Consider the following 18,142-nt stretch of genomic DNA (forward strand, 5'->3'; position numbering starts at 1 on the left):
TCGTCAGCGTGCGAGCAGACGAGGTGACGGCGACGGATGCCCCCACCGCCCCGCGTCGCCGGCTGTCGTCATCGCTGAAGTCGCTGCTGCTGCAAGGCGGCGACGGTGCGGCGCACACGACCGCGCTCCCGGTGCTCGATCAGCAGCTCGCGACGCGCATCATCGAGCTCGCGGTGCGCACCGGCGAGACGATGCTCGTCGTCGGCGCCCCCGCGAGCGAGGTGACCCGCGCGATCGTGCGGATCGCCGCCGCCTACGGTCTCCACCCCCTCCACGTCGACGTGACGTACAACTCGATCACCGCCGCCGGCCGCGCCGCCGACGGGGCTCCCGTGACGACGCTGCGGGTCGTGCACGGGGCGGCGCCCGACCACGCGAAGCTGCAGCGGCTGCAGGCCCTCCTGACCGAGATCTCCGCGGGGCTTGCGCTCGAGGATGCCGAGGATCGCTGCCGCGAGATCCGCCGCACGCCCTTCCGCTATCGCCCCGTGGTCGTGATCGCCGCGCAGGCGCTCCTCGCCGTCGGGGTGGCGGTGATGTTCGGCGTCAACCCGCTCAACATGGCGCTCGCGTTCGTCGCCGCCGCCCTGGCCGCGTTCACCCAGTACCTGCTGGCGCGGGCGCGGGTGCCGTTCTTCTTCAGCCAGATCGCCGGGGGCTTCGTGCTGACGATCGTCGCGGCGCTGACGCCGCTGCTGGCGGGCACCGGCTGGGATCAGGCGGCATCCATCCGGCCGTCGGTGATCGTGGCGTCGGGCATCGTGCTGATGCTCGCCGGCCTCACGGTCGTCGGCGCCGCGCAGGACGCGATCGACGGTTTCGCGCTGACCGCCCTCGGCCGCCTGCTCGAGCTCGTCACGCAGACGGTGGGCGTCGTCCTCGGCATCCTGCTCGGCCTCGAGCTCGCCCGCGTGCTCGGCTTCGCGATGGCGCCGCCGAGCCAGGCGCTCCCCCTCGGCCCGCTCGCCCTGCAGTTCCTCGGGGCGGCGATCATCGCCGTCGCGGTGGCCGTCTTCAACGGCGCGGGCCTGCGGATCGTGGTGATCAGCGCCGCGCTGAGCTTCGTCGCCTGGGCGGGGTTCGTCGCGGCGAGCACTCTCGGCTTCGACACGGCCGCCGCGAGCGGCGCCGGCGCGTTCCTCGGCAGCCTGCTCGGCATCCTGATCGCCTTCCGCCTGCACGTGCCGTCGGTCGCCGTGACGATCGCGGCGATCCTGCCGATGGTGCCCGGCGCCGCCGTCTTCCGGGGGCTGCTGACGATCGTGGAGTCGGGCGACGATCCGGCGCTCCTCCTCGGCGGCGCGGTCACCCTTGCGGGCGCGGCGACGGTCGGGGTCGCCCTCGCCGTCGGCGCGTCACTCGGGCTCTACCTCGGCCAGCCGCTCACGGCGACGCTGCACGGCGTCACCCGCTCGCGAGCCCGTCTCCGACGCTGACCTGACGCTGACCCGCCGGCGCAGCCGGCCGCCCGTGGCGGCGAGCCAGCACCCGACGAGCACGAGCGGGAAGCCCACGAGGAGGCCCACCGACAGCGACTCGCCGAGTACGATCACGCCGAGCAGGATCGCGACGATCGGGTTCACGTAGGTGAACAGCGGCGTCCGCACGGGGCCGACCTCGCCGATGAGGGCGAAGAACGCCAGGAACGCCAGCGCCGTGCAGAAGATGCCGAGCGCGGCGAGCGAGAGCGAGCTGCGCACGGTCGGCAGCTCGTGCTGCGTCAGCAGCGCGATCGGCAGGTAGGCGACGCCGACCGCCAGGAGCGAGAGGGTGATCGTGCCGAGCGAGGGCACGTGGGCGAGCTTGGTCGCGATGATGAACGGCGCGGTCGCGTAGAGGAGCGCGACGAGCAGCACCTCGCCGATCGCCGTGAGCGCGGCGGCCGGGTCGGCGACCGCGAGGCCGGGCCCGGCGACGATCACGACGACGCCCGCGAAGCCGACCGCGAGACCGATCGCGCGTGCCGGCGAGAGCATCGTGCGGTCGCCGCGGGCGAGAACGAGTCGACGGCCTCTTTGATGAAGAGGTACGGGATGCCCCACAGCACCGCCATCAGCGCGTACAGGGCCCAGGCGCGCCCCGAGACGGCGCCGACCATCAGATGTTCCGCCGGCCTTCGAAGGCGCGGCCGAGCGTGACCTCGTCGGCGTACTCGAGGTCGCCGCCGACGGGGAGGCCGGAGGCGAGGCGGGTGACCCGGATCTCGAGCGTGTGCAGCAGGCGGCTGAGGTAGGTGGCCGTCGCCTCGCCCTCGAGGTTCGGGTTGGTCGCGAGGATCACCTCCTGCACGGTGCCGTCGGCGAGCCGCTGCATGAGCTGCGTGACGCGCAGATCGTCGGGACCGATGCCCGCGATGGGGCTGATCGCGCCGCCGAGCACGTGGTAGAGGCCGCGGAACTCGCGGGTGCGTTCGATGGCGGAGACATCCTTCGCGTCTTCGACGACGCAGATGAGGGTACCGTCGCGGCGCGGGTCGCGGCAGATCGCGCAGCGCTCCTGCTCGCTGACGTTGCCGCAGATCTCGCAGAACCGCACGCGTTCGCGGAGCTCGCCGAGCAGCTGCGAGAGCCGGGCGACGTCGAACGTGGGCGTCTGCAGGATGTGGAACGCGATGCGCTGGGCCGACTTCGGGCCGATGCCCGGGAGCCGCCCGAACTCATCGATGAGATCTTGGACGATGCCGTCGTACATGCGTTAGTTGAACCTCGTGGCGGGAGTATGCGGCTCTTCTCTGATGAACGTCGCACCGAGCACCTGGCGCACGACCGCTTCGCCGACCCGCTCGATGCGGTTGCCGCGCGCGCTCGGGGTGCGGGTGGCCACGGCGGATTCGGCCGCCGCGGCGCGCGGCGCCTGCTGCGCGGCGACGGGGAGCCGCGGCGGCACGGGCGCGTCGTCATCGGGCGGCGGGGGCACGTCGTCTTCGTCGTCGGGGGGCACGTCGGCGTAGGGCATGACGTCACCGTCGCGCTGCAGGGTCAGGGTGCGCGCCGGCACGGCGGCCGCGTCTTCGGGCTCGTCGTCGACCGCGAACTGCGGCGCGGGCGCTCCGTCCGCATCGCCGGACGGGATCGTGGCGACGGCCCACTCGGTGACGGGCGCCGCCCCGGACGGCGCCGACGCCGACCGGGCGGGTGCGGGGCGGGTGGATGCCGGGACGCCGGGTGCCGGGCCGTCGCCGCCGCGCGGGGTGGCGGGCGCGGAGGCCTGCGGTGCGGGCGCGGGCGCCGCGGGGTGGCCGTCGGATGTGCTCGGCGCCGTCGCGGGTTCTCCCCCCGGGCCGGGGGCCGCGGGACCGGCCGACGCTCCCCCGTCACCCGCGCCGGGCGTCGGCTCGTGCCGGGCGACGTACTTCACGCGCACGCCGAGCACCGCGAGGATCGCGCCGCGGAGGTCTTCGCTCGGCCCCTTGCCGCCGGCGAGCTTCTTGAACGCCGCGACGTCGGCCTGGCTCTGGAAGACGAGCGTGAGCACGTCGTCCTGGAAGGCGACCGGCGTCGCCGCGGTGGCGAGCATCCACGATGACCGGCTGACGGGCTCGAGCTGCTGCAGCACCTCGGGCCAGGCATCGCGCACCTGCCCGATCGAGATCGGCCCCGCCGGCGGGGTGGGCGCGGGCGCGACCGGGGCGGAGGCGGCCGGAGCAGAGGCGGCCGGAGCGGAAGCCGCCGGAGCAGAGCTGGGCGGCGTGGCCGCAGGTGCCGCGGGCGTCGCGACGGCCGCGGCAGCCGGCGCAGCCGCGACCCCCGCCGCGGACGCGAGCACGCGGGCGACGAGGAGCTCGAGCTGCAGGCGCGGCGACGTGGCGCCGCTCATGTCGTCGAGGGTGCCGACGACGAGGTCGGCGATGCGCGAGAGGCGGTCGGCGCCGAACGCGCCGGCCTGCACCGACATGCGCTCGAGTTCGTCGGCGGGGATGCCGCGGAGCACCGCCCCGGCGCCCTCGCCGGTCGCGGCGACGACGATGAGATCGCGGAGCCGCTCGAGCAGGTCGTCGACGAACCGGCGCGGATCCTGACCCGTCTGCACGACGCGGTCGATCGCGGCGAAGGCGGCGCCGGCGTCGTTCGCGGCGAACGCCGACACGACCTCGTCGAGGAGCTCGGCGTGCGTGTAGCCGAGCAGGGCGACGGCGCGGGCGTAGGCGACCTGCCCGTCTTCGGACCCGGCGATGAGCTGGTCGAGCAGCGACAGCGTGTCGCGCGGCGAGCCGCCGCCGGCGCGGACGACGAGCGGCAGCACACCCGCCTCGACCTGCACCCCCTCCTGCGCGCATAGCTGCTCGACGTACTCGAGCATCGCCGCCGGGGCGACGAGCCGGAACGGGTAGTGGTGCGTGCGCGAGCGGATCGTGCCGATGACCTTCTCGGGCTCGGTCGTCGCGAAGATGAACTTGACGTGGTCGGGCGGCTCCTCGACGAGCTTGAGCAGGGCGTTGAACCCCTGCGGCGTCACCATGTGCGCCTCGTCGAGGATGAAGATCTTGAACCGGTCGCGGGCGGGGGCGAAGATCGCGCGCTCGCGCAGGTCGCGGGCGTCGTCGACGCCGTTGTGGGATGCGGCGTCGATCTCGACCACGTCGAGCGACCCGCCCCCGCCGCGCCCGAGCTCGACGCAGCTGTCGCACACGCCGCAGGGCGTGTCGGTCGGGCCCTCGGCGCAGTTGAGACACCGCGCCAGGATGCGCGCCGACGTCGTCTTGCCACAGCCGCGCGGACCGCTGAACAGGTAGGCGTGGCCCACGCGGTCGCCGCGCAGAGCGGTCATGAGCGGATCGGTGACCTGGGCCTGCCCGATCATCTCGCCGAACGACTCGGGCCGGTAGCGGCGGTACAGGGCGGTGGTCACCAGAACAGACTACGGCGTGCGTCCGACATCGGGCCGGGCGCGGCCGGGAACACCGCCCGGAACCGCGCAGGGAACAGACCCACGCCGTGGGTGGTTGCACGCGGTGTGGAAGCGCAGCCCGTCGACGTCGTCGTGATCGGCGCAGGGCAGGCGGGTCTCTCCGCCGCCTATCACCTGCGCCGGCGCGGCTTCGTGCCCGCGGCCGCGGGTCCGCACGAGGGCGCCCACACGGGGGCACGAGACGGCGCCCCGGACGACACCACGAGCGGCGCCCCGACCTTCGTGGTGCTCGACGCCGACGACGCCCCCGGGGGCGCCTGGCAGCACCGGTGGGCGTCGCTCAGGATGGCGACCGTCAACGGCATCCACGAGCTGCCCGGCGCGCCCGTACCGCCCGCCGATCCGAACGCCGCCGCCCGCGACGTGCTGCCCGCCTACTTCGCCGACTACGAGGAGCGCTTCGACCTGCGCGTCCGACGGCCCGTGCGCGTCGGCGCCGTGCGCCGCGCCGACGCCGACCCCGCGGGGCGTCTCGTAGTGGAGACGGCTGCCGGGGCGTGGACCGCACGCTTCGTCATCAACGCCACCGGCACCTGGCGACGCCCCTTCTGGCCGCGCCTTCCCGGCGCCGAGACCTTCCGCGGCCGCCAGCTGCACGTGCACGACTACGTGTCGGCCGACGAGTTCGCCGGCGAGCGCGTCGTGATCGTGGGAGCCGGCATCTCGGCCGTGCAGCTGCTCGACGAGATCTCCCAGGTCGCCGACACGTTCTGGGTGACCCGACGTGAGGTGACGTGGGATGCCACGGGGTTCGACACCGCCGCGCGCATCGCGGCCATCGCGGGGGTCGGGGAACGGGTGCGGCGCGGCGAGCCGCCCGGCAGCGTCATCTCGGTGACCGGTCAGCATCGCACCGCGTGGTCGGAGGCCGCCCGCGCGAGAGGCGTGCTCGTGCGGCATCCGATGTTCAGCGCCATCGAACCCGGCGGCGTGCGCATGCCCGACGGCTCGTTCGAGCGCGCCGACGCCATCCTCTGGGCGACCGGGTTCCGCGCCGACATCGGCCACCTGGCGCCGCTCGGGCTCCGCACGACGGCGGGCGGCATCCGCGTCGCGAACGGGCGCTCGCTCGACGAGCCGCGCCTGTTCCTCATCGGCTACGGCCCGTCGCAGTCGACCGTCGGCGCCAACCGCGCCGGACGCGACGCCGTCCGGGCGATCGTCGCGGCCCGGGCGTGACGCGAACGCTCGTGATAAAGACGCGCGTGACGTCGTCCCGGGCCGCCGCCGATCAGCTGTCGACGCCGGTGTTGCCCAGCTCCTCCCGGCCCCCGGCGAGATCGGAGACCGCGATCGAGTCGGTGATGACCGGGATCGTCGTGGTCACCGTCACGCTCGGCACCGAGGCCGACAGCAGGATGCCGTGCTCGCGCAGCAACTCGACGATGTCCTCCAGCGTCGGCCGTCCGGCGATCACGGGCCCCTGACCGGCGAGCGCTACGGTGACGGTCTCGCCCCCGGCGACCTCGTAGTCGCCGCCGCGCACCGAGAAGAGCACCGGCTCGCCCTCTCCGGCGACGACGGTGAACTCGCTACGGGTGATCGTGACCTGTAGCGGCGTGCCGCGCCAGTGCAGCGGGAACGACAGCGACGGCCAGTCGGCGGGAAGGCGCGGGTCGAACGAGAGCTCGCCGCAGTGGTCGCGCATGCCGCCGAACCCGGCGACGAGCGCCGTCCACACGCCGCCGGCCGACGCCACGTGCACCCCGTCTGCGGCGTTGTGGTGCAGGTCGCCGAGGTCGACGAAGATCGACTGCGCGAAGTACTCCAGCGCGAGCTTCTGGTAGCCGACCTCGGCCGCCAGGATCGCCTGCACCACCGCCGACAGGGTCGAGTCGCCCGTCGTGAGCGGGTCGTAGTACTTGAAGTCGGCGAGCTTCTCCTCGTCGGTGAAGTGGTTGCCCTGCAGGTACAGCGCGAGCACCACGTCGGCCTGCTTCAGGACCTGATAGCGGTAGATCACGAGCGGGTGGAAATGCATAAACAGCGGTCGCTGCTCGGGCGGCGTGTTCTCCAGGTCCCACACCTCGCGCTCGAGGAAGACCTCGTCCTGCGGATGGATGCCGAGGACGTCGCTGTACGGGATGTGCATCGCCTCGGCCGCCGCGTCCCAGGCATCCGGCTCACCCTCGTCGAGCCCCAGGCGGCGGACCATCGCGGCGTACTCGTGCGGCGCGGTGTCGGCCATCTCCCGGACCACCCGGGCGGCGAAGCGCAGGTTGTAGCGGGCCATGACGTTCGTGAACAGGTTGTCGTTGACGACCGTCGTGTACTCGTCGGGGCCGGTGACGCCGTGGATGTGGAACACCACGGAGGCGCCGTCCTCGTTGTAGCGCCAGAATCCGAGCGTGGCCCACAGCCTGGCCGTCTCGACGGCGATGTCCACGCCCTCGCGGTACAGGAACTCGTCGTCGCCCGTGGCGCGCACGTACTTGCCGAGCGCGAAGCTCACGTCGGCGTTGATGTGGTACTGCGCCGTGCCGGCGGCGTAGTAGGCGGATGCCTCTTCGCCGTTGATCGTGCGCCAGGGGAACAGCGCTCCCGCCTCGTTGAGCTGGACGGCGCGCTTGCGGGCGGCGGGCAGCATCAGGTAGCGCATGCGCAGGGCGTTGCGCGCCCAGAGCGGCGTCGTGTAGACGAGGAAGGGGAGCACGTAGATCTCGGTGTCCCAGAAGTAGTGGCCGCTGTAGCCCGAGCCGGTCACGCCCTTCGCCGGGATGCCCAGTCCGTCGGCACGCGCGGCGGCCTGCGCCACCTGGAACAGGCACCAGCGGGTCGCCTGCTGCAGATCGTCGTGGCCGCCGATGACGACGTCGGAGCGCTCCCAGAAGGCCGCCATCCACGCCGCCTGGCGGTCGTACTGGGTCTGCACGCCCACGGCCTCGACGCGGTCGAGGGTGCGTCGGCCGCGGTCGACGAGCTCGCGCGCGGGCACGCCGCGGGACGTGTGATAGCTGACGAGCTTGGTGACCGTGACGGGCACGCCCGCCCGCGCCTGCACCTGGAAGACGTGCTTGGCGATGTCGGGCTCGGTGAGGGTGCCCTCCGAGTACTCGTTCTCGGTGTCGATGAGGTGGTCGGCGACGACCGCCACGGTCATGCCCGACTCGGTCGTGCGGTACGACAGCGCCGCCCGCGGTCCGTCCTGCCAGTACTCCTGCGGCTGCAGCACGCGCTCCGAGATGCGCTCGGCCTTGCGGGGGTCGAAACCGCCCTTGCCGCTCCCGGGGGCGCGTCCGCCGTAGACGTCCTCGCCGTCCTGGCGGTTGATCAGCTGGCAGCTGACGGTGACCGGGGCATCCGAGTTCAGCACCGTCACCGTCAGGCGCATGATCGCGAGGTGCTTCTCCTCGAAGGACACCATGCGGTCGACGTCGACGACGACGTCCTTGCCGCTCGGGGTCATCCAGCGCACGTGCCGCGTAAGCACGCCCGTGCGCATGTCGAGGACGCGCTCGTACTCGCGGATGTCGGCGGTGTCGAAGTCGAGCGGCTCGTCGTCGACGTAGACCCGCATGACCTTGGCATCCGGCGCGTTCACGATCGTCTGGCCGACCTCGGCGAAGCCGTAGGCCTGCTCCGCGTGACGGATCGGGAACGTCTCGTGGAAGCCGTTGATGAACGTGCCGTGCTCGTGCGCCGGCCGCCCCTCGGGGTGGTTGCCGCGAAGCCCCAGGTAGCCGTTCCCGAGCGCGAACAGCGTCTCGGTGACGCCGATGTCGTCGAGCGAGAAGGCCGTCTCGACCAGGCGCCAGGGGTCAACCGGGAAGCGATCGCGATCCATCGGGTCCATCGCTTCGATGCGGGCGAACATCACGAGACGAACGCCGCGAGGTCGTCGACGACGAGATCGGCGCCGTGATCGAGCAGGGCCTGCGCACCCGCACCGCGGTCGACCCCGACGACGAGGCCGAACCCGGCCGCGGAGGCCGACTGCACGCCCGAGTGCGCGTCCTCGACGGCGGCGCTGCGGGCGGGATCGACGCCGAGCATGCGCGCACCCTCGGCGAACATGTCGGGCTCGGGCTTGGAGCGCAGCCCCTCGCGCGCCGCGACGACTCCGTCCATCACGATGCGGAAGAAGTCCCGGATGCCTGCGGCGGCGAGCACCTCCTCGGCGTTCTTCGAGCTCGAGACGACTCCCAGGGGCGTCCCGGCCGCGCGCAGGCGCTCGAGGAGCGCGAGCGAGCCGGGGTAGGGCGCGATGCCGTCCTCACGGAGCACCGCGGCGAACACCTCGTTCTTGCGGTTGCCGACGCCGTACACCGTGTCGGCGCTCGGCGGGTCGGACGGATCGCCCCACGGGATCTCGACGTCGCGGGAGCGCAGCAGGCTCGCGACGCCGTCGTAGCGCTGCTTTCCGTCGAGGTACCGGTAGTAGTCGTCGTCGGTGTATTCGGGTGAGATGCCCCAGGCCGAGAACAGGTCGGTGAATATCTTGCGCCAGGCGTGCTTATGCACCTCGGCGGTCGGGGTGAGCACCCCGTCGAGGTCGAAGAGCACACCGTCGTAGGACGAGAGGTCGGGAAGGTCCGCAGTCACTCTCACAGCGTAGTCGGGAGGTGTGAACGGCTCATAACTGACCCGTCACCGCGAGGGTCTGCCGGGCGATCTCGAGCTCCTCGTTCGTCGGCACGACGAGCACCGTGACCGGCGAGTCGTCGGTCGAGATGACGCGGATGCCTCGGCGACGCTCCTCGTTGCGCGCCTCGTCGACGTGCACGCCGAGGAAGCCGAGGGTGGCCAGCGCGGCGGCACGCACGAGCGGCGAGTTCTCGCCGACGCCCGCCGTGAACGAGATGACGTCGACGCCGCCGAGCTGGGCGATGTACGCGCCGAGGTACGCCCGCAGGCGGTGCACGTAGACGTCGAAGGCGAGCATCGCGGCCCCGTTGCCGGCGGCCCGGCGATCCTCGATGTCGCGCATGTCGGAGACGCCGGCGATGCCGAGCACGCCGCTGCGCTTGTTCAGGAAGTCGTCGAGCTGGCTCGGGGTCATCTCCTCGCGGCGCGCCAGCACGAGCATCACCGACGGGTCGATGTCGCCCGAGCGCGTGCCCATGACGAGGCCCTCGAGCGGCGTGAGGCCCATCGAGGTCTCCACCGACAGCCCGCCGTCGATCGCCGTGATCGACGCCCCGTTGCCGAGGTGCAGCACGATCTGCTTCAGCTCGCGGAGGGGACGCCCGACGAAGTCGGCGGCGGCCTCGCTGACGAACTTGTGGCTCGTGCCGTGGAAGCCGTAGCGGCGGATGCGGTGCTTGCGCGCCAGGTCCTGGTCGATCGCGTAGGTGTAGGCGGCGGGGGGCAGCGACTGGTGGAAGGCCGTGTCGAACACGGCGACGTGCGGCAGATCGGAGAACGCCGTGCGGGCGGCGCGGATGCCCTGCACCGCTCCCGGGTTGTGCAGCGGCGCGAGCACCGCCAGCTCGTCGATGTTGATCTCGACGAGATCGTCGATGAGCGTCGGGTGGAAGAAGCGCGCGCCGCCCTGCACCACCCGGTGCCCGATGGCCGCGGGCGGCTGCTCGACGAGCGAGGGGCCGTACTCGTCGAAGGCGCGGAGCATCACCTCGAATCCCACGGCGTGATCGGGGATCGGCAGTTCGCGCTCGTACGAGGCATCCCCCACCTTGTGCGTCATGACGCCGACACCTTCGCCGATGCGCTCGACGAGGCCGGATACCAGGGCAGACTCGGTCTCGACGTCGATCAGCTGGTACTTGAACGACGACGAACCGCTGTTGATCACGAGCACGACGGTCATGCGGATGCTCCCTCTGCCGGGGCGGACTGGGCCTGGATGGCCGTGATGGCGATGGTGTTGACGATGTCGTCGACGAGCGCGCCGCGCGACAGGTCGTTGATCGGCTTGTTGAGGCCCTGCAGCACCGGCCCCATGGCGATGGCCCCCGCGGAGCGCTGCACCGCCTTGTAGGTGTTGTTGCCGGTGTTGAGGTCGGGGAAGACGAACACCGTCGCGCGGCCGGCGACCGCGGAGCCCGGCATCTTCGTCTTCGCGACGGCCGCATCGGCGGCGGCGTCGTACTGGATCGGGCCCTCGACGAGGAGCTCCGGCGCGCGCTCGCGCACGAGCGCGGTCGCTTCGCGCACCTTGTCGACGTCCTCCCCCGACCCGGACTCCCCCGTCGAGTAGGACAGCATCGCGACGCGCGGCTCGATGCCGAACTCCGTCGCCGTCGCCGCCGACGAGATCGCGATGTCGGCCAGCTGCGGCGCGGTCGGGTCGGGGATGACGGCGCAGTCGCCGTACACCAGCACGCGGTCGGCGAGCGCCATGAGGAAGACGCTCGAGACCACGGAGACGCCCGGACGGGTCTTGATGATCTCGAAGGCCGGCCGGATCGTGTGCGCGGTCGTGTGCGCGGCTCCCGAGACCATGCCGTCGGCGAGGCCCAGGTGCACCATCATGGTGCCGAAGTACGAGACATCCGTCACGGTGTCGGCCGCCTGCGCGTAGGTGACGCCCTTGTGGCGGCGGAGCTGCTCGTACTCGCGGGCGAACCGGTCGACGATCACGGGATCGAAGGGGCTCAGCACCTGCGCCGCGCCCAGGTCGATGCCGAGCTCGAGCGCGCGGCCGCGCACCTCGGCCTCCTCGCCGAGGATGGTGAGGTCGGCGATGCCGCGGGTGAGCACGGTCGCCGCCGCCTTCAGCACGCGGTCGTCGGTGCCCTCGGGCAGCACGATGCGCTTGCGGGCGGTGCGCGCCTTCTCGAGCAGTTGGTACTCGAACATGAGCGGGGTCACCACGGCGGAGTGGGCGAGCCCGAGCGCGCGGGTGAACTCCTCGGTGTCGACGTTCTGCTCGAAGAGGGCGAGGGCCGTGTCGAGGCGGCGCTGCGAGCCTGCCGCGAGGCGGCCTCGCGTGCCCATGACGCGCACCGCCGTGTCGTACGTGTCGAGGTCGGTCTGCACGATCGGCAGCGAGGAGTCGAGACCCGCCATGAGCTCCTGCACCGCCGGCGGCAGCGGGAAGGGGCCGTTGAGGATGATGCCCGAGATCGACGGGAAGGTGCCCGAGGAGTTCGCCAGCAGCAGCCCGAGCAGCACCTCGGTGCGGTCGGCCGGCACGATGACGATCGCCCCGTCAGTGAGGCGCGGCAGGATGTTGTTGAGCGACATGCCCGCAACGACCACGTCGAGCACCTCGCGGGTCATCAGCTCCTCGTCGCCGCGGAGGAGCCGCCCGTCGAGGCGCAGCATGATGTCGCGCACGGCGGGGGCGACCAGCAGCACGTCCTCGGGGATCGACCAGACCCCCACCGGCGCCTCGCGCGTGCCGTCGGCGGCGGGCGCGTCGGCGACGACGGCGTGCACGGCCGCGTTGATCTCGCGGAGGCGGGTCGGGTCGGCGCGGTTCGTGATGACGGCGAACAGCTCGGCGCGCTGATAGGAGATGTCGGTGAGCGCGAGCGACATCAGCTGCCCGAGCTGCTCGGGGGTGCGCGCCACGCTCATGCCGAGCCGGTCGCCCTGGTCGGCGCGCCCGTTGAGCACGACGAGCACGGGAGCGCCGAGGTTCGCGGCGATGCGGGCGTTGTAGCCGAGCTCGCTCGTCGAGCCGACGTCGGTGAAGTCGCTGCCGACGATCACGACGGCGTCGCACTTGGCCTCGACGGCTTTGAACCGTTCGACGATCTTCGACAGCGCGGCATCCGGATCGCGCCGCACCTCGTCGTAGGTGACGCCCACGCACTCGTCGTAGTCGAGGTCGACGCCCACATGGTCGAGCAGCATCTCGAGCACGTAGTCGCGTTCGGAGGTGGAGCGCGCGATGGAGCGGAAGACCCCGACGCGCGGGATCGAGCGCGTCAGGGCGTCGATGACGCCCAGGACGACGGTGGACTTGCCGGACAGCCCCTCGGTGGAGGTGATGTAGATGCTCTGCGCCACGTCGCCAGCCTACGGCGGCGGCGTTCGGTGCGGACAGGGAGTGGCCCCGGGGAAAACCGCCCGGGTGGATCCCAACCGGGAAAAGTAAGACTCTCCGCGAACCCGGCAGAGCCTGGTTACCCTTGCTACGTTTCCGTCCTGGGGGATTTGGCCTGGATGCCGCCTCGCGGAGAGCTAGTCCGAGTTTACCCGACGTCTGACCCGCCCGAAGACATCGCGGGTTAGCATCGAGCAAGAACGACCGCGACGATGCGGCGACACCGACGCCGCGAGACAGGCCACGCATGCCCTACGCCCCGACGACCGCCGAGACGTTCGCCCGAGACACCGACGCCGTGCTCGCGTCGGTCTCCCGAGTGATCGACGGCAAACCCGCCGCCGTGCGCGCCGCCCTCGTGTGTCTCCTCGCCGAGGGGCATCTGCTCATCGAAGACGTGCCGGGAGTGGGCAAGACGATGCTCGCCCGTGCGCTCGCCGCGTCGGTCGACGCGACGGTGCGGCGCATCCAGTTCACCCCCGACCTGCTGCCCGGGGATGTCACGGGCGTGAGCGTCTACAACCCGGTCGACCGCGAGTTCGAGTTCAAGCCGGGGGCGATCTTCGCGCACATCGTGATCGCCGACGAGATCAACCGCTCCTCCCCGAAGACGCAGTCGGCGCTGCTGGAGGCGATGGAGGAGCGTCAGGTGACCGTCGACGGCACCTCGCACGCGCTCGAAGACCCGTTCCTGGTCGTCGCGACGCAGAACCCGCTGGAGATGGAGGGCACCTACGCCCTCCCCGAGGCGCAGCGCGACCGCTTCATGATGCGCATCTCGATGGGGTATCCGGACGCCGCGAACGAGGCTCTCATGCTGCGTCAGCGCGACACAGCGAACCCTCTCGACGGCGTGGCGCCGATCGTCGACACGGATCAGGTGCGCGGCCTGATCGCGTGGGCGCGGGGCATCCACGTCTCCCCCGCCGTCGAGGAGTACACCGTCGGCCTCGCCCGCGCGACGCGCGAACACCCCGACGTGCGTCTGGGCGCGAGCCCGCGCGCGACGCTGCAGCTCATCCGCGCCGCGAAGGTGTGGGCGGCTCTCGACGGACGCGAGTTCGTCATCCCCGACGACGTGGCGACGCTCGTCGAGCCCGTCTTCGCGCACCGCATGATCCCCGCGCGCGGCTCGGTGTCCTCGCGCGGCCGCTCGAGCGCCGACACGATCTCGGCGATCCTGCGTGGGATCGTCGGCAGCGTGCGCGTGCCGCTCGCGACCCGGTGACCCCGTGTTCTCGCGCTGGCCGCTGACCGTCCGCGGGACGGGTGCGGCCGTGCTCGCCGTCCTCTGCCTCGTGCTCGCGCAGCGGTTCGCGCTCGCGGAACTGCTCTACCTCGCCGTGCTGCTGGTGCTGCTGGTGGCCGGCAGCATCGCGACCCTGTACCTCGTGCGCCGCACCGAGCGGGTGACGCGGTCGTTCGACCCGGCCGTCGTGCCGGTGGGCGGGGAGGTCGTCGTGGGCCTTCGCGTCGAGATCCGCTCCGCGCTGCCGGCCGCCCAGGGCCAGTGGCAGGACGCGCTCCCGACCGGGGTGCACGGCGACGCGACAGGGGTGTTCCCGCAGACCACGTCCGGTGTGCGGGTGAAGGGGCACGACGCGCGGCTGGCGTACACGGCGACGGCCGAGCGACGAGGCATCCGGAACATCGGCCCGCTGTCCGTCGTCGCGACCGATCCATTCGGTCTCGCGCGCCGGCGCCGCACCATCGGCCGCGCGCTGCCGCTGACGATCACGCCCGCCCTCGTCGAGCTGGGCGTGCTCGCCGATCGATCGGGCGACCTCGGCGGCGGCATGCACACGGCGACCGATCAGCTCGGTCAGGGCGCCGACAACCTCATTCCGCGCCACTACGTGCCCGGCGACTCGATGCGGCGCATCCACTGGCGCGCGAGCGCGCACCGCGACGAGCTGATGATGCGTCAGGAGGAGCAGGAGACGACCCCGGAGGCGGTCGTCGTGCTCGATCGCACCGCCGCGCACTGGTCGGTGGATGCCACGCGCGCGCCCGGCACCGACGACCGCTTCGAGGCGGCGGTGTCGGCGTGCCTGTCGGTGGCCGCGCTGCTCGTGCGCGAGGGGTACACGGTCGCGGTGCTCGACGGCGACGGGGCGGCGTTGAGCGACACGATCGACGCGGGCGACACCACCGGCATCGAGCGGCTCGCCATCGACCTCGCGACGGTGAAGGCGCGCCGCGAGGGAAGCCTCGGGGGTCTCGTCGCCCTGTTCGCGGGCGGCGCGACGGGTCCGCTCGTCGTCGTCACGGGGGCGATCAGCGAGGCGGACGCCGCGGCGCTCACTCCCCTCGTCCACCACACCTCGCTGCCGATGCTGCTGGCCGTGACGTCGACCGGGCCTCTCGACCCGAGCGGCCCGGTGCCGGGCGCGCTGCGGCACGCCGCCGAGACCGGGTGGCGGGTGGCCGAGGTCGACGCGGGGGCGGACCTCGCCGCGGCGTGGAACGCCGTGGCCGACCGAGGAGCGCGTCGTGCCGGTGTCTGACGCCCGGCCCGACACGGCTCGGCGCGGCCGCCCTCGGGGCGAGCTCCGCCTGACGATCGCGCTCTGGATCGCCCTGGTCGCGACGACGATCCCGCTCCTGCGCGTCGTACACAGCGGAGCGTGGCTGCCCGGCGCGGCGCTGCTGATGGCGGTGCTGCTGATGGTCGGCTTCGCGCTGCGCCGTCGGCGCCGGATGCCGGCGATCGCGGTCACCCTCACGGAGCTCGCCGTCTGGACAGTCGCGATCACGGGGGTGTTCCTGCCCGAGACGGCGCTTCTGCGGGTCATCCCCACCGGCGGCGTGGTGCAGGCGGTGCCCGAGATCGTGCAGCAGGCGGGTCAGGAGATCCTCGAGGGGGTGGCTCCGCTCGCCGCGACGAGCTCGCTCAGCTTCGTCATCGTCGCGGCGCTCGGGCTGCTCGCGATCGCGCTCGATCACGTGGTGCTCACGGCGCGCATGCCGCTGCTGGCGGCGGTGGCGCTCGTGATCGTGTGGCTGATCCCGGCGATTGCGGTGCCGGCCGGCGTCGACGTGGTCGCCTTCGTCGTGCTCGCCGCGGCGGTGCTCTTCCTGATCCGGGCCGAGACGCGCACGCGCGAGACCTCGGTGGCGCGGGCGGGCGGGGTGAGCGCCGTAGCGCTGGCGATCGGCGCGGTCGCGATCGTCGGCGCCGTCATCGGCGGCCCCGTGCTGCCGCCGCCGACCGCGACGGCCGGTGGGGCCGGGCTCGCCGCGAGCATCGACGCCTCCCTCGACCTGGGCGACGACCTGCGCCAGCCGAACGATGTCACGGTGCTGACGTTCCGCAGCGACGCCCCGCAGCTGCCCAACCTGCGGGTGGCGACCCTGTCGCTCTTCGACGGCGAGGTGTGGCAGCCCGACCGGCCGCGGTCGGTCGAGCTCAGCGAGGCGGCATTCGATCCGGTGACGGCGGCCGACGGCATCCGCATCACCGAATACCGCACGAACGTCGACGTCAGCCGGCTCTCGTCGGCCTACCTGCCCGTGCCCTACCCGGCGGTGGGGGTCACCGGGCTCGAGGGCGACTGGCGGGCGGTGCCGTACAGCCGCACGCTCCTCACTGGGCAGAGCAACGCGCGGGGCCAGCGGTACGAGGTGGTCTCGCAGGTGCCGCGGCCGACGCTGGAGCAGATCCGCGGCACGTCGGCGCGGATGGATGACACCGCGGTCGATGTCACCTCGGTGCCCGCCGACACCCCCGCGATCATCTCCGACACGGCGCGTGAGGTGACCGCGGGCGCCGCGACCGACTACGACCGGCTCGTGGCGTTGCAGAGCTGGTTCCGCGGCCCCGAGTTCCGCTACTCGCTCGACACCCCCGTCGAGGAGGGCTTCGACGGGGCGGGCGTCGAGGCGGTCGCCGCCTTCCTCGATCGCAAGGAGGGGTACTGCATGCACTTCGCCGGTGCGTTCGCGCTGATGGCACGCACGCTCGGCATGCCGTCGCGGGTGGTCGTCGGGTTTCTCCCCGGCGGGTACACCGGCGACACGGTCGACGGGCAGCGGGTGGCCGAGGTGACCACGGGTCAGCTGCACGCGTGGCCGGAGGTGTACTTCGCGGGTGTCGGCTGGGTCGCGTTCGAGCCGACGAAGAGCCTCGGCACGCCCACGCAGTTCGTGAGCGCGAGCGAGCCGGTGGACGACGCCGGCGAGGATGTCACGGCGCCCACCGCCACGCCGACGTCGTCGGCTGCGGCGAGTGCGGCGCCGACCGAGCGCCCCGACTCCGGTGGCGATGCGTCGCCGGTCGCCGCGCGGGGCATCGACCTGTGGCCGCTCTCGGCAACGGTGCTCATTGTTCTCGCCCTCGCCGCCGCGCCCGCCGCGGCAGGGTGGGCGCGGCGCCGCGTGCAGCGGGCGCGCGGCGGCGTGGGTGGTGCGTGGCGCGCCGTGCAGGACACGGCGATCGACCTCGGCATCGCGGTGCCGCTGTCGGAGTCGCCGCGCGCGTTCGGCGCGCGTCTGATCGCGCAGCACGGGGCGCCCGCCGCCGAGACGAACCACCTCGTGGGGGTCATGGAGCGGCTGAGCTACGCGCCGGCGGCGGGCGGCCCCGGTTCCGGCGCCGCCGCTGGCCCTGGCGCCACGGGCACGAGGCGGGCGGCCGCCGCGGACGATCGCACGGGCAGTCGCGCGGGCGCGAGCCCCGCGGCCGGCGCCTTCGCCGACGCGGAGGCGATCCGGCGCGGGATGCTCGCGGCCGCCGACCCGCGGGAGCGGCTGCGCGCGGTCGCGCTGCCGCGGTCGCTGGTGATCCGCCCCGGTTCGGCGCTCGCCGACCGCGACGCCGTGGCCTGAACGCGATCGGCGGGGAGCCCCGGCCGGCGCTCGCCGACCGGGCTCCCCCGCCGTGCGGTCAGCCCCGGGTCGGAGCCGCCTCGGTGCGGATGCCGTCGTCCACCCGCAGCTGGGTGATGCTCGCGACGATCGCGAGGAAGATGAGCGGCACCACCGCGACCTTCAGCAGCGTCACGTAGGCGTTGCCGATCGTCGACAGCGTCGCGGCGAGTCCGTTCGGGTTGCCCTCGGCGTCGGGGCCGAGGTTCAGCGCCAGGATGCCGAGCAGGATGCCGGCGATCAGGGCGATCGTGATCTGGAAGCCGAACGACCGGTAGACGGCTTCTTCGGCTTCGGCGCGCGGGCGGCGGGGTTCGACGCGGGCACGGCGGTGCGGGTGGAACTCATGGGGGGTGTGTCTCCTGAGGCGGCGGATGCCGGTTGGTGCGATGGCCCGCAGAAGGCGGACCGCTC

13 protein-coding genes, 1 other RNA gene and 1 pseudogene are annotated in these 18,142 nt (G+C 72.7%); 5 read left to right on the top strand and 10 right to left on the bottom strand.

The window, feature by feature from the left end; genetic code table 11:
* Positions 1-8 precede the first annotated feature (8 nt).
* Entirely contained in the window at positions 9-1,436 is a 1,428-nt protein-coding gene (locus FHX68_RS07030) for a threonine/serine exporter family protein (RefSeq protein WP_229661430.1), read from the top strand.
* On the opposite strand, the gene FHX68_RS07035 is transcribed toward FHX68_RS07030, so the two are convergent.
* From FHX68_RS07035 to FHX68_RS07045, 4 genes are read right to left on the bottom strand one after another with little or no spacing between them, the layout of a single operon-like run.
* Complete coding sequence (locus tag FHX68_RS07035) at positions 1,356-1,976, bottom strand: DMT family transporter (protein ID WP_229661429.1); 621 nt, start codon at positions 1,974-1,976, stop codon at positions 1,356-1,358. The genes FHX68_RS07030 and FHX68_RS07035 overlap by 81 nt on opposite strands.
* Positions 1,919-2,098: a hypothetical protein gene (locus FHX68_RS15830; protein WP_229661428.1), complete on the bottom strand. Its 180-nt coding sequence runs from the start codon at positions 2,096-2,098 to the stop codon at positions 1,919-1,921. Before FHX68_RS15830 ends, FHX68_RS07035 begins: the two co-directional genes overlap by 58 nt.
* Positions 2,098-2,691: a recombination mediator RecR gene (gene recR, locus FHX68_RS07040; RefSeq protein WP_141380136.1), complete on the bottom strand. Its 594-nt coding sequence runs from the start codon at positions 2,689-2,691 to the stop codon at positions 2,098-2,100. The genes FHX68_RS15830 and recR overlap by 1 nt, the downstream gene beginning before the upstream one ends.
* Positions 2,692-2,694: 3 nt before the next feature.
* A complete protein-coding gene (locus tag FHX68_RS07045) occupies positions 2,695-4,848 on the bottom strand; it encodes a DNA polymerase III subunit gamma and tau (protein WP_141380137.1) in 2,154 nt (717 codons plus the stop codon).
* Positions 4,849-4,953: 105 nt separating this feature from the next.
* Here FHX68_RS07045 and FHX68_RS07050 point away from each other — a divergent pair, with 105 nt between their 5' ends.
* Positions 4,954-6,087 (top strand): NAD(P)-binding domain-containing protein, encoded by a 1,134-nt coding sequence (locus FHX68_RS07050; RefSeq protein ID WP_141380138.1) that lies wholly within the window; start codon positions 4,954-4,956, stop codon positions 6,085-6,087.
* Positions 6,088-6,139: 52 nt separating this feature from the next.
* Here FHX68_RS07050 and FHX68_RS07055 read toward each other — a convergent pair whose 3' ends face one another.
* From FHX68_RS07055 to ffs, 5 genes are all read right to left on the bottom strand, one after another.
* Positions 6,140-8,692 (bottom strand): glycoside hydrolase family 65 protein, encoded by a 2,553-nt coding sequence (locus FHX68_RS07055; RefSeq protein WP_141380139.1) that lies wholly within the window; start codon positions 8,690-8,692, stop codon positions 6,140-6,142.
* A gap of 29 nt (positions 8,693-8,721) precedes the next feature.
* Complete coding sequence (locus FHX68_RS07060) at positions 8,722-9,450, bottom strand: HAD family hydrolase (RefSeq protein ID WP_141380140.1); 729 nt, start codon at positions 9,448-9,450, stop codon at positions 8,722-8,724.
* A gap of 31 nt (positions 9,451-9,481) precedes the next feature.
* Complete coding sequence (locus tag FHX68_RS07065) at positions 9,482-10,675, bottom strand: acetate/propionate family kinase (RefSeq protein ID WP_141380141.1); 1,194 nt, start codon at positions 10,673-10,675, stop codon at positions 9,482-9,484.
* Positions 10,672-12,825, bottom strand: coding sequence for a phosphate acetyltransferase (pta, locus tag FHX68_RS07070; protein WP_141380142.1), 2,154 nt, complete (start codon positions 12,823-12,825; stop codon positions 10,672-10,674). The genes FHX68_RS07065 and pta overlap by 4 nt, the downstream gene beginning before the upstream one ends.
* Before the next feature lie 82 nt (positions 12,826-12,907).
* Positions 12,908-13,004: signal recognition particle sRNA small type (ffs, locus tag FHX68_RS07075), an RNA gene on the bottom strand.
* 105 nt (positions 13,005-13,109) lie between these two features.
* Between ffs and FHX68_RS07080 the strand changes: the two genes are divergently transcribed.
* Genes FHX68_RS07080 through FHX68_RS07090 form a run of 3 tightly spaced genes read left to right on the top strand, consistent with a single transcriptional unit; the run spans position 13,110 to position 17,689 of the window.
* Complete coding sequence (locus FHX68_RS07080) at positions 13,110-14,090, top strand: AAA family ATPase (RefSeq protein WP_141380143.1); 981 nt, start codon at positions 13,110-13,112, stop codon at positions 14,088-14,090.
* A 4-nt stretch (positions 14,091-14,094) separates the two neighbouring features.
* Positions 14,095-15,369 (top strand): DUF58 domain-containing protein, encoded by a 1,275-nt coding sequence (locus FHX68_RS07085; protein ID WP_141380144.1) that lies wholly within the window; start codon positions 14,095-14,097, stop codon positions 15,367-15,369.
* Complete coding sequence (locus FHX68_RS07090) at positions 15,356-17,689, top strand: transglutaminase TgpA family protein (protein WP_229661427.1); 2,334 nt, start codon at positions 15,356-15,358, stop codon at positions 17,687-17,689. Before FHX68_RS07085 ends, FHX68_RS07090 begins: the two co-directional genes overlap by 14 nt.
* Before the next feature lie 103 nt (positions 17,690-17,792).
* Here FHX68_RS07090 and FHX68_RS07095 read toward each other — a convergent pair.
* Positions 17,793-18,076 (bottom strand): annotated as a pseudogene (locus tag FHX68_RS07095) (cation:dicarboxylate symporter family transporter); the annotation flags it as partial.
* Between the last annotated feature and the right edge of the window lie 66 nt (positions 18,077-18,142).

This window comes from Microbacterium lacticum, from assembly GCF_006716815.1.
Lineage (GTDB): Bacteria > Actinomycetota > Actinomycetes > Actinomycetales > Microbacteriaceae > Microbacterium > Microbacterium lacticum.